A 12,662-nucleotide genomic window follows, 5' to 3' on the forward strand; every position below is an offset into this window, starting at 1 on the left:
CTGGAATTGGGTGTTGTGGTAACCTCAATTATCTACAGAATTTAAGGGGGTGGCAATTTTTTTGCTTATAAAGCCCTCTAATATAGGATTTAATAACCTATTTTTATATAAAGTTTTGACAATACGGTAAAAGCAAAGGAGGGAAGGACATGAAAGGTGCAGGAAAGTGGATATTTGGGATTCTACTAGTCATTATTGGAGCGAATATGATCCTTGGCATGTTTAATATTCATTTAGGTGGGATCATCGGGCTCGTTCTCGGTGCCTTGCTCCTCTATTGGGGATATCAGCAGTGGCAAGCGCGAGGAAAGCTTTCATTTGGTAGTGTGCTGTTGCTTGCGTTCGGTTCCATACTCGTCATGGGAGGTCTAGGGGGTGTCATCGGTCTTGCGGTTGCGATCCTCTTCATTTATTTCGGATATCGATTATTGAAAAAAAGCGATAATGACGAAGAACAGCCAATGGATGTCGCGTTAGAAAAGAGACCAACGACAAGAGCTTACGACTCCATTGATGAAGAGTTTAACAAAATGATGAAAAAATATGATGAAGCATAAGGGAGGAATTCATAATGGTATTTGATCGTATGAAAAACTTAGTGTTAGCGTCTATCCATGAAGGGTTAGATAAGTTGGAAGATCCAGAAATGATGCTAAATCAATACATTCGGAATGTACAATCAGAGATGGGGCGAGCAGAGAAAGCGATCGAGGAACAAAAGAAGCTCCACGTTTCATTAGAGTGTGATTTAGAGGAAGCAAAGAGATTAATGAAGCGAAGAGAAGAGCAGGCAAAGGCGGCGCTTAGTGCAGGGGAGGAGGAACTAGCAAAGAAGGCGCTTTATTCTAAAAAGAACGCAGCTGAACAAGTGGCTCGCTATGAAGCGCTCATGCAAAAAAGTCATGATCATGTGTTGGAGTTGCGCCTCCAGCTCGAAGATTTAGAGAAGAAATATGAACAGCTTCGTGATAAAAAACGTGAGCTTTTGCTGCGCTCCCAGTCTATTAAAGCATTTGAACAGATGAAGAAAGCGCGCGCTACGTTTTCAACAGAAGGCTCTGAGCGTCAATTCCAGCGAATGGAGGAAAAAATTGAGGACATGGAGCTTCGCGAAGCCGCTCGTGAAGGGCGGAGAGGATTTTCCGTTGACTATGACGAACAAGTGGAGCAGGAATTTTTAAACATGAAAAAATCCCTTGTAGATACTAAGGATGCATCAGAACAGGCGCAATAAGAAAAAGGAAGAGGGGCTCACGGGCCTCTCTCCACTACTATAGAGGAGGGAGGAATAGATTTGAAAAAAATAGCTGGCTTTATTCTTGTTTTCATTGGGGCGGTTCTATTCGTCCATCAAATAACCGATGCCCTTAGCTTCAAGCGTTCGGAATCAGCCGAAGAGATAACCGTTCAAGTTGATGGGAAAGAGGAGCTTGTAGTCAAGGTTACAGCTGTGGATTTGCAGGTGTACCCGACACTAGACAATGAAGTTACAGCTTCACTTTCGGAAAACAATGAAAATGACTATCGGTTAGATGTGCAGGAAAGAGGCAATCGAATCGAAATTGAGATGAAGGAACCAAGGTTCCATCTGTTCTCATTTAATTTTAGAGCAAAGCCCACCCTAACAGTCTATGTTCCGTATGAGGAGATCGAGCGAGCGGAATGGCATACCGTATCAGGTCAAGTTTATATCGAAGGTGAACATGAGCTAGATCATTTAACCATCCGTACGGTTTCAGGTGATGTGTTTGCTGATTCTTTAAAGGGGAATCAGTTTCGCTTTCACAGCACATCTGGAGACTTGGAAGTACAGACCTTGGAGTCGCTTGATACGTCAATGGAGAACGTCTCGGGCGATGTAACAATCCATGATTTTTCAGGTGACGTCAACGGGAAAACCGTTTCCGGAGATATAAGCCTCCACTTTGATCGTAAAAATGAACAGGTACAATTGCAAACTGTTTCCGGTGATGTTTATATAAGGATACCAGAGCCAGACGCTGCTCTGTCAGCAGAATCAATTTCTGGAACGATCGAGGTCGATGGACCGTTTGTAAATCAAAGCCGTCAATCACGTTCGTTTTCTGGTACAATAGGTTCTGGACAACATGAAGTGTACATTAAGACCACTTCAGGGGATATTATGATTTATTAAACAGAGAAAGGAGCTAGGCGGATGAAAAAGCAAACGCTTTTCGGTTTTATTATTGTTATCATCGGACTGTTGGTCGTCTTACAAGCGTTGCGTTTTTCCGTCAACATTTTTTTAGCTCCGATCGTTTTTTCCGCCATCGGTTATTTCTTTTACACGCGAAGTCATCGATTTTTGGCGATCGTCTTCGTTATTATCGCTGCCACAATCTTATTTGATCGCCTTTTTTCGTTTAATTTTATCGGGTTACTAATCGCAGCTTTGTTTATTTATTACGGCTATAAAATGATGAAGACTAGCGATCACAAAAAAGAGCGGAAAGGAAGAGAAAAACGAAAAGCCACACAAAGGAAGGACAAGGAAGAAACAAACGCTCAAGCTTACTTCGAAGCCGAGGGGCAAGAGTTCCAACCAACAGATGTTGAATCAACAAGAAAAGGCAGGTCAAAGGAAGACATTATTGTCACTACATCATCGAGACGAAGCTTTATCGGTGATATTCATTACGTTTATGATCCCTTTGAATTGGATGATTTTACGATCTGGAATGGGATTGGCGAGGTGAAAATCGATTTTTCTAAAGCGATGATTCCTGAAGGAGAGACCGTCATCATCATTCAACAGCTGATCGGAGAGATCAACCTTTTTGTTCCTGAGGATTTAGCAGTGTCTGTGCAAGGGACTTCATGGATTGGCGACGTATCGTTGTTTCAACGAAGACAAGGTGGCTTTTTTCAGACGTTGTCAGTGGCTACAAAAGATTACAAACAATCTCCGCGCAGAATTAAGCTCGTCTTATCGACGGTTATAGGTGAAGTGAAGGTGAGGGCTGTATGAAAAAAAGACGGCGCCTCGCCCAGTTGCAATGGCAGTTTATTCGCAATAGCTTGATCGTAAGTTTTTTTGCTGTTTTATTCACCGTTGTCATTATGACGTACGATGATATTGCTGGCCTTACAATGTTGTTTGACAAACAGATTGTTCGACTACCAATTATTGTTCCGATTTTGTTGTCGATGATCGCTATTGGTCTCATTGCCGGGATGATGCAATCACTTCCGATTAAACGAAAGCTAGATCAAATTCTTCATGGTGTCCTTCTCTATGAGCGGGGCACGTTCTCCCATCAGATCGAGAGCGAAGGCGAGGATGAACTAGCCGAGTTAACCGATCGCCTAAATCGTATGGCTGAGCGAGTAGAGGAGCAGGTTGCCTCACTACAGCGCCTTTCATCAGAGCGAGCAAAGATGCAAGAAACGGTGAAAAAAGCCGCAGTTACTGAGGAGCGGCAACGGTTAGCCCGTGATCTTCATGATGCGGTCAGCCAACAGCTGTTTGCCATCTCAATGATGACGGCGGCAATTAAACAAAATTTGCACGAGGCAACGGAAGAAGTACAACAACAGATGGATGTTGTGGAGAAGATGGCGAATACGGCTCAGGCTGAAATGAGGGCGCTACTCCTTCATCTTCGACCCGCTGAGCTGGAAGGAAAAAGCTTACAGCAAGGGGTCGAGTATTTACTTCATGAGTTAGAGCAAAAACAAGGGTTCAAAATTACGAAGCGACTTGAGCCGATGGACGAATTGCCTAAAGGAGTGGAAGATCAACTTTTTCGGATGCTTCAAGAGGCGATATCCAACATTCTGCGCCACGCTCAAGCTCATCATGTCGAAGTCCGTTTTTGGCAAACGGAGCGGCAAGTACGCCTTAAATTGATCGACGATGGTATCGGCTTTGATGTGCAAAAAGAAACCCACGGATCGTATGGACTTCAGACGATGCATGAGCGAATCAATGAAATTGGTGGCGTCCTTGATATTGTGTCGGCTCCGGGAAAAGGAACGCAGTTAGAGGCGAAAATTCCTATCACATGGAGAGGGGAGTGAAGAGTATGATTAAGGTCGTATTGGTTGATGATCATGAGATGGTGCGAATGGGACTATCAGCCTATTTGCGCACGCAATCGGATATAGAAATTGTCGGTGAGGCAAGCGATGGCCATCAAGGTGTTAAGCTTGTCCAGGAAACGAAGCCAGACGTTGTCCTCATGGATTTAGTAATGGAAAAAATGGACGGTGTTCAAGCAACAGAAGCCATTATGAATACAACGGAAGGTGTGAAAGTTATCGTTTTGACAAGCTATATTGATGATGAAAAAGTGTATCCTGTTATTGAGGCAGGAGCTTTTAGCTATTTGCTAAAAACATCATCTGCAAAAGAAATTGCAAGCGCTATCCGTGCTGCGGCCAATGGTGAGGCTGTCGTTGAAGCAAAAGTGACGAATAAAATGATGGAGCGGATGCGGTCGAGAAAAAAGGAGCTACATGAGGAGCTGACACCACGCGAATTGGAAGTGCTTCGCCTTATCGGAGAAGGAAAAAGCAATCAAGGAATCGCAGATGAATTGTATATCGGAATCAAAACGGTGAAAACACATGTGAGCAACATTTTACATAAGCTTCAATTGGAGGACCGTACGCAGATTGCCGTTTATGCCCATCGGCATCGCCTCGTAGAGTAGCGAGACTAGGACAAAACTAACCTAACATAATAAAAAAGGTTCGGATCATTATATTTGGATGACCCGAACTTTTTTTGTTTTATTCGTTGGATTGTCTGTTGTTTAATTGACGATTATGGTTTTGTCCTTTCGTAAGTTCACGGCCATGAAGGCAAGTCCTAATCACCTTCTCTTCAATCAACCCTATATAAAACTTGTTATTAAACTGTGTTTTGTCCCACCCCGTTTTTTTACTTAGCTTAACTTCAGTAAAGCATGTGAAAAATGTCAACAGCGTGTTTAAAGTCGGTAGCGGTAAGTTTGTATAAGGATCGATTGCTAGAGGATTTTCAAACGTTTTTTTAGTTGCGTGAAAATCAATGATTATGGATGGGAGAAATTTGTCCAAACTGTATAGAAGGAATTGGTTTTAATTCGTTTTAAGAACGTTTAACCCCTATTATAAAGCATAAGAGAACGGATTAGCTATATCAACAGTTAGCCCTGAGAATCATAAGACGTAGAGAAATTTTAAGTGAAAGTATAAGTGCAACTACGGCTTTACTACCCTGTACAGGCTCGGCAATCGCCGAGTTTTCAAAGGAGTGACGTTACCATGTTACGAAAGTTAGCGGGTACTGCATTACTTATCTTATCCTCCCTCCTTTTTGGTCTCATCATTTATTTAATCATTATTTATGCTGGTCAGTATGTCATTGATGAAGAAAAGCTTGTGATGAATGCGACGACAACGTTAGTAGATACAAAAGGAAGTGTTGTTTCACGGTTATTCATTGAAGACCGTGAGCCCGTGTCGATACTAGATGTACCTGACCATGTGAAGCACGCATTTATTGCGATCGAGGATGCGCGTTTCCATGATCATCAAGGAATCGATTTCCGCGCGATTGGCCGTGCCCTTTACCGAGACATGCTAGCTGGTGAAAAGCTAGAAGGGGGTAGCACAATCACCCAGCAATTAGTAAAGAATGCATTTTTAGATCATGAAAAAACATGGCTAAGAAAAACGAAAGAAGTTCTCATTGCGATGAACTTAGAGCGGCGTTACAGTAAGTCTGCTATTCTTGAATTTTACTTGAATCAGATCTACTTTGGCCATGGAGCATACGGAATTCAATCCGCTGCCAACTTGTATTTTGACAAAGATGTGTCAGACTTGACGGTGGAGGAAGGGGCGGTTCTTGCTGGATTAGCAAAGGCTCCGACCATTTACTCTCCGATTATTGACCTTGAAAGGAGCAAGCAACGGCGCGATTTAGTTCTAACCGTTATGCAGCGTCAAGGTTTTATAACGGCGGAAGAAGCAGTACGTGCAAAGGGGAGATTGATTCAATTAGACGTAAATGAACCTGCTGAGGAAGAGGCTTATTTAACGTACATCGACATGGTCATCGATGAGGCCGAATCTCAATATCATCTATCTCATCAAGAGTTCATGACAGGTGGATATACAGTCGTTGTGCCGATAGACCAGGCGGTACAAGAAGTAGCGTTTACCCTTATACATGAAAAGAAGTACTATCCGAAAGGAAATGAAGATGCCCAATCTGCTTTTGTATTACTTGATGCTCGGACAGGTGGTGTATTAGCTGTACAAGGAGGGAAAGATTACGTGCGCCGCGGGTTGAACCGTGTAAATGTTCCACGTCAGCCAGGATCTACGTTTAAACCACTCGCTGTCTTTGCCCCCGCTTTGGAGGAAGGACGAGCAGAACCGTACTCGCTGCTCCGTGACGAATTGCGCACATATGATGGGTATGAACCGCATAACTTCGGCGATGAGTATGAGGAAGAGGTGACGCTCTATGATGCGATCACCCAATCTAAAAATGCCCCGGCTGTTTGGCTCCTAAACGAACTAGGAATTCCAACAGCTAAACAGTATTTGCAAAGACAAGGCTTTCAGCTAGACGATGAGGGGTTGGCGATTGCTCTTGGCGGGTTGCAGGATGGTGTCACCCCACTTGAGCTTGCTTCTGCCTATCAAGTATTTGCAAACGGCGGGAAAAAACGCGAGCCATATTTTATTGAAGCCATTTATAATCGCGAAGGAGAAAAAATGGCAGAGGTCGACCGAACGGAAACACAAGTCTATTCCCCACAAACGGCCTGGTCGATGACACGGATGCTCGAGTCGGTCGTGAGAGAAGGAACAGGAACATCCGCCCAAGGGATTGGTGCCTTAGCTGGAAAAACAGGAACCACGTCTTTTCCAGAGGTCGAAGGGGCAACGATGGATGCTTGGTTTGCGGGCTATACACCTGAAGCGGTAGGAACGGTGTGGATGGGCTATGATATTACATCAACCGAATCTTATTTAAAGGGAGGGAGCCGTTATTCGGCGAAGCTATTTCGCGACATCCTTTCTGAAGCGACACCGCAGCTTCGTGCTACAAACTTTTCAAAGCCTGACGATGTGGAGGAACTAAACCCTCCTGTCCGTTTAGTAGACATCGATGATCTAAAAGCGACTTTTGCTATGGGAGGAACTGGGCTAATGAGCATCAAGCTTGAGTGGTCTGGTTCAGAAGATGAACGGCTACATTACTACATTTATGAGCGGCGGGGAGCGGAACGAACATACGTCGGTCGAACAGAGGGGACGGATCAATATTACATTCCAGCGATTAACGCCTTTTCCATGAATGATTATCAAGTCGTTCCGTATGATCCAACGACGAAGCGAAAAGGGGAGCCGTCCAATATTGCGGAAGTAGAATTTCGCTTCGGGTTTCATGAATCGGTAGGTGACTGATTTCTCGTCAATTTTATGACAGTTCTTCCGTACGTCTATACACGTTTCACTTCGATCTTTATAGTTAAAGGGGAGAACATACTTTCCTAGGTGGAAAGATTGAGAAGTAAGTCGTTGTAAATGATTTTTCGTTTAGGTTTCATTACAATAGGTAACGAATGTGTAAAGACGAAAGGTGTGACGAAATGTCTAATTCATTTAATGATACGTTTTTAAAAGCATGTAAAGGAGAAGTACACGACCATGTACCTGTTTGGTATATGCGTCAGGCGGGGAGGTCGCAACCAGAATACCGAAAGATCAAAGAGAAATATTCATTATTTGAAATTACGAAGCAGCCAGAGCTATGCGCATACGTCACGAAACTCCCAGTGGATCAATATAACAACGATGCGGCTATTTTATATAAAGATATTATGACACCCCTTCCGTTTATCGGCGTGGATGTGGAGATTAAGACAGGAAAAGGACCTGTCATTGACAACCCGATTCAATCGTATGCAGATGTTGAGAGACTAGGCACCATTCAGCCAGAGGAAGATGTGCCATACGTACTTGACACGATTAAACTGTTGCGAGAACAATTAACCGTTCCCCTCATTAGTTTTGCTGGAGCACCGTTTACCCTTGCTAGCTATATGATCGAAGGCGGTCCTTCAAAAAGTTACAATAAGACGAAAGCGTTTATGTACGCAGAGCCGAAAGCTTGGCACTTATTAATGGACAAGCTCGGTGAAATGACAATTACGTATGTGAAGGCGCAAATTGCAGCCGGAGCGCAAGCGATTCAAATTTTTGATTCGTGGGTTGGCACGCTCAACGTTCAAGATTATCGCGTATTTGTGAAACCAGTAATGGAGCGTATCTTTAGCGAATTGCAAAAAGAAAAGGTGCCACTCATCATGTTTGGTGTTGGCGCTAGCCATCTCGTCAACGAGTGGAACGACTTACCGTTAGATGTTGTCGGGCTTGATTGGCGTTTGCAAATTAAGGAAGCACGGGAATTGGGGGTCACAAAAACGGTGCAAGGGAATTTGGACCCTGCGATCTTGTTGGCTCCTTGGGAAGTCATTGAAGCACGAGCTAAGGAGATTTTAGATCAAGGGCTGGAAACGCCGAACTTTATTTTTAACCTTGGGCACGGTGTTTTCCCTGAAGTTGAACCAGATACGTTAAAACGGTTAACTGCGTTTGTCCATGAATATAGTGCAAACAACTAAGGAGTGGTATGGAATGACAAAGAAAAAGATAGGGTTGCTCGTCATGGCCTACGGAACCCCGCGAACGAAAGAAGAAATTGAGCCATATTATACCCACATTCGCCATGGGCGGAAGCCATCACAAGAATTGCTAGATGACCTCACTGAACGATACGAGGCGATCGGTGGCGTGAGCCCGCTCGCGAAAATAACCGATGATCAAGCGATTGCGTTGGAACAAAAGCTGAATGAGCTCTATGATGACATTGAGTTTAAATCTTATTTAGGTTTAAAGCATATCGATCCGTTTATTGAGGATGCTGTTGAGCAAATGAAAGAGGATGGCGTGCAAGAAGCTGTTAGTATCGTGCTTGCGCCTCACTTCTCGACATTTAGCGTGAAATCGTACAATGGGCGTGCTCATGAAGAATCAGAAAGGATTGGCGGACCAAGAATTCAAAGTGTCGAAAGCTGGTACGATGAGCCTCTCTTCATTCAATATTGGGTTGATCAGGTGAATGACACGATGGCCAAAATTGAAGATAAGGATAAGGCCTGTGTCATCTTCTCTGCCCATAGCTTACCGGAGAAAATAGTAGACTATGGGGATCCTTACCCACAGCAGTTGAAAGAGACAGCCGATTTAATCGCGAAGGAAGCAGGGATTACTAACTATGCGGTCGGCTGGCAAAGTGAAGGGAATACACCAGAGCCTTGGCTAGGACCGGATGTCCAAGACTTAACGAGAGACTTATATGAAACCCATGGCTATACTTCTATGATCTATTGCCCAGTTGGCTTCGTTGCAGATCATCTTGAGGTTTTATATGACAATGATTATGAATGTAAAGTCGTAACCGATGAACTCGGCATTAAATATTATCGTCCAGGGATGCCAAATGCTAAGCCGGAATTTATCGAATGTTTAGCGACGGTGATTCAAAAAAAATTAGCTGAGAAAGAGTGAACGGCTATGACGACGAATAACCATCGGGTGGCGGTGATTGGTGGTGGGATGACCGGGCTCGCTGCTGCTTGGGCTCTTCAGAAAGCAAGAAAACAAATGCCAATAGAATATGAACTCATTGAAGCAAGCGATCAGCTTGGAGGGAAAATCCAAACAGATGTAACCGAAGGCTTCGTCATTGAACGCGGGCCGGATTCCTATTTAGCGCGGAAAGAAAGCATGACGAGACTTGCGAGGGAAGTCGGACTCGAGGGAGAGCTAGTTCGTAACGATACTGGACAGGCCTACATTTTAAAGGATGACCAGCTTTATCCAATACCAGGTGGAGCCATTATGGGAATTCCAACTGAGATTGGACCGTTTATCCGCTCCCGGCTTTTTTCCCCTATTGGGAAGCTAAGGGCAGCTCAAGACTTAGTCATCCCTTCTTTTACTCATGAGAATGAGGATGTTTCCCTCGGTTACTTTTTCCGTAAGCGACTAGGAGATGAAGTAGTTGACCAGTTAATTGAACCGCTTCTGTCCGGTATCTATGCAGGGGATTTGGATACGCTTAGCTTACAAGCAACCTTCCCTCAGTTTCAACAGCTTGAAGCTAAATATGGTAGCCTCATTCGTGGAATAAAGGCTTCAAGGGGAAAGCAAAGTCAATCACAGGTCGGGAAAAAGCAAGGAATGTTCTTAACATTTCGCCGCGGGTTGCAATCGTTTATAGCGGCGATCGAGCAGCACCTCGATGAGAAGGCGATTCGTAAAAAAACGGAAGTCCGTTTTTGTGAGCGGGAAGGGAAGCGGTACCGGTTAACGTTTAACGATGGGACCGTTCAGACGTATGATCATGTCATTTTAACAACTCCACCCTACGTAACCGGACGTCTCCTTGAGCCATATGTGGACGTAGACTACATGCGAGAAATGAAAGCGACGACGGTGGCGACGGTGGCGATGGCATTTAAATCCGAGGATCTTCACATTCCATATGAGGGGACTGGATTCGTCGTGCCGCGGAAAAGTCGCTACGAAATTACGGCCTGTACGTGGACGCACAAAAAATGGCGTCATACAACGCCTGAAGGCCATGCGCTCGTACGATGCTATGTAGGCAAGCCAGGATCTGAATCTATTGTACATGAAACGGATGAGGCAATTGTTGAACAGGTGCAAAAAGACCTTGACCAAATCATGACAGTCAAAAGAGAGCCGCTGTTTTACAAGGTGACGCGTTGGAAAAAAGCAATGCCGCAATATGAAGTCGGCCATCGCTATAAACTCGAAAAAGTAAGACAGGAACTAAAAAAAGCAATGCCGGGGATTATACTTGCCGGAGCAGGATTTGATGGCATTGGTTTACCAGACTGTATTGACCAAGGGGAAGCAGCTGTTGCAACAGTCTTGGAAGAAATATTGTAAAATAGGGAAAGGATCATTCGTTGAGTAGATGAACGAATGATCCTTTCTGTCGTTAGAGACGTATCGTATGCACGATTCAAAGGGAGGAGAATCGTAAGGTAAGTCATGGCTTTCAATGAACTTTTGTAAAACCAAATGGGGTGGGCAACTTACATGTTGAGCGATTTACTAGCTGTATTCGATGAGGGTCGCATCTCACAGCTCGGTAATTGTCTTGCTTTTCATCACCTCCTTTGAAATGGATCACGGCTTTAGAAGCTGCTCTCTTTTTCTACGGTGACAAGCAAGACGTGATCAAGATCGCGTACGAGAAATGAATTTCGTTAGGGTAAAAAAGTTTCTATAAGGAAACTTAATTGTATTATAGAAACAAAAAAGGATGTTGTCAACCGTTTCTCTTCAAATGGTTAGAAAAATTTGGTCCGTCTCCATCCTTAATGGTGGGAAACGATTATTTTTATGCTCTGATTCATAAAAAGTTGGAATTCAAAGTTTTCTTGTTGAAAGATGTACGAAAAGCTTAGAATGGAAAGGGAAAGGGGGACGTTACGTGTTTCAAACAGCATTATGTAAGCGGTTATCTATTGAATTTCCTATTGTTCAAGCAGGCATGGCGGGGGGGGCCGACAACTCCGGAACTCGTTGCTGCTGTTTCCAATCATGGAGGGTTAGGAACGATTGGTGCAGGTTATATGACAGTGGAAGCTTTAGAAGTGGCAATTAAACGGATTCGTCAATTGACAGACCGACCGTTTGCCGTCAATTTGTTTTGTACCGACTGGGCATGTGATTATTCAAGATTAGAGGAAGTTAAGCCAGTTCTTGATCAAATCAGAGCGAATCTTGGCCTCGGAAATCTGGAAGAAGTCCCAGCAGGTCGGGATATGTTCCGAGATAAATTTGACCTTTTGCTCAAAGAGAGAGTACCTGTATTTAGCTCTGCTTTCGGCTTGCTGGCTAAACATGATGTAGAACGTTTGAAAGAGTTCGGGATTTTGTGGACGGCCATGGTAACGACTGTAGGAGAAGCACAAGAAGCCGAACAGCAAGGGGCGGATGTCATCGTGGCACAAGGGAGTGATGCTGGTGGCCACAGGGGAACCTTTTCTGTTGATGAAAAAAAGATGGAGCGAATATCGGCACCTTTTCTCTTGTGCCGCAAATCGTCGATCACGTACAAGTGCCTGTTGTCGCAGCGGGTGGTGTAGTCGATGGAAGGGGGCTCGTTGCTGCACTCGCGCTAGGGGCTGCAGGGGTTCAAATGGGGACTCGTTTTTTGCTTACGAAAGAAGCGGGGACTGCCTCCTATTACCGTAAGGCGCTTTTGACAAGTACAGAAGAAGATACGGTTCTAACACGTGCTTTTTCTGGCCGTCCAGCTCGAGGCATCGATAATGAATTTATAAATCAATTTGAAACAAGTGGGGTCGAACCACTTCCTTTCCCAGCACAGAATCATCTAACATCGACGATTCGTAAGGAAGCCGGTCGTCAGCAAAAGCAAGAATATTCCTCTCTCTGGTCAGGTCAAGGACTTAGGTTATTGCAACGAGATGGGGAGGAAGCCGGGGCCGTGGTAGCACAGCTCATGAATGAGGCGAAATCCATATGGAGAGGATGGAATAAAACAGCCCAGGACCCATTGTAAGGCCCTG

At 44.4% G+C, this 12,662-nt stretch carries 12 protein-coding genes; all 12 read left to right on the plus strand.

The genetic code is table 11. From position 1 onward, the window contains the following. The first annotated feature begins 149 nt into the window (after positions 1–149). Complete coding sequence (locus E2L07_RS07120) at positions 150–557, plus strand: LiaF transmembrane domain-containing protein (protein WP_010897364.1); 408 nt, start codon at positions 150–152, stop codon at positions 555–557. A gap of 14 nt (positions 558–571) precedes the next feature. Next, the gene (locus E2L07_RS07125; protein WP_134229240.1) at positions 572–1,234 is read left to right on the plus strand and encodes a PspA/IM30 family protein; all 663 of its coding nucleotides are present in this window, start codon (positions 572–574) and stop codon (positions 1,232–1,234) included. A gap of 60 nt (positions 1,235–1,294) precedes the next feature. Continuing rightward, the gene (locus tag E2L07_RS07130; protein WP_166740042.1) at positions 1,295–2,155 is read left to right on the plus strand and encodes a DUF4097 family beta strand repeat-containing protein; all 861 of its coding nucleotides are present in this window, start codon (positions 1,295–1,297) and stop codon (positions 2,153–2,155) included. Between the two features lie 21 nt (positions 2,156–2,176). Further along, positions 2,177–2,989 carry a cell wall-active antibiotics response protein LiaF gene (liaF, locus tag E2L07_RS07135; RefSeq protein WP_134229242.1) on the plus strand — a complete coding sequence of 271 codons (813 nt, stop codon included), beginning with the start codon at positions 2,177–2,179 and terminating at the stop codon, positions 2,987–2,989. Next, positions 2,986–4,041: a sensor histidine kinase gene (locus E2L07_RS07140; RefSeq protein WP_053431613.1), complete on the plus strand. Its 1,056-nt coding sequence runs from the start codon at positions 2,986–2,988 to the stop codon at positions 4,039–4,041. Before liaF ends, E2L07_RS07140 begins: the two co-directional genes overlap by 4 nt. 5 nt (positions 4,042–4,046) lie before the next feature. Further along, the gene (locus tag E2L07_RS07145; protein WP_010897369.1) at positions 4,047–4,676 is read left to right on the plus strand and encodes a response regulator transcription factor; all 630 of its coding nucleotides are present in this window, start codon (positions 4,047–4,049) and stop codon (positions 4,674–4,676) included. Between the two features lie 595 nt (positions 4,677–5,271). Next, entirely contained in the window at positions 5,272–7,431 is a 2,160-nt protein-coding gene (locus tag E2L07_RS07150) for a penicillin-binding protein 1A (protein WP_134229243.1), read from the plus strand. A gap of 185 nt (positions 7,432–7,616) precedes the next feature. Then, a complete protein-coding gene (hemE, locus tag E2L07_RS07155; protein ID WP_053431611.1) occupies positions 7,617–8,651 on the plus strand; it encodes a uroporphyrinogen decarboxylase in 1,035 nt (344 codons plus the stop codon). Between the two features lie 13 nt (positions 8,652–8,664). Then, positions 8,665–9,597 carry a ferrochelatase gene (gene hemH / locus E2L07_RS07160; RefSeq protein WP_053431610.1) on the plus strand — a complete coding sequence of 311 codons (933 nt, stop codon included), beginning with the start codon at positions 8,665–8,667 and terminating at the stop codon, positions 9,595–9,597. A gap of 6 nt (positions 9,598–9,603) precedes the next feature. Then, entirely contained in the window at positions 9,604–11,007 is a 1,404-nt protein-coding gene (gene hemY, locus E2L07_RS07165; protein WP_053431609.1) for a protoporphyrinogen oxidase, read from the plus strand. Positions 11,008–11,591: 584 nt separating this feature from the next. Beyond that, complete coding sequence (locus E2L07_RS21640; protein WP_338121480.1) at positions 11,592–12,215, plus strand: nitronate monooxygenase; 624 nt, start codon at positions 11,592–11,594, stop codon at positions 12,213–12,215. Beyond that, entirely contained in the window at positions 12,161–12,655 is a 495-nt protein-coding gene (locus tag E2L07_RS21645; protein ID WP_328017390.1) for an NAD(P)H-dependent flavin oxidoreductase, read from the plus strand. The genes E2L07_RS21640 and E2L07_RS21645 overlap by 55 nt, the downstream gene beginning before the upstream one ends. Positions 12,656–12,662: the final 7 nt, after the last annotated feature.

Source organism: Halalkalibacterium halodurans, from assembly GCF_004376175.1.
GTDB classification, from domain to species: Bacteria; Bacillota; Bacilli; order Bacillales; family Bacillaceae_D; genus Halalkalibacterium; species Halalkalibacterium halodurans.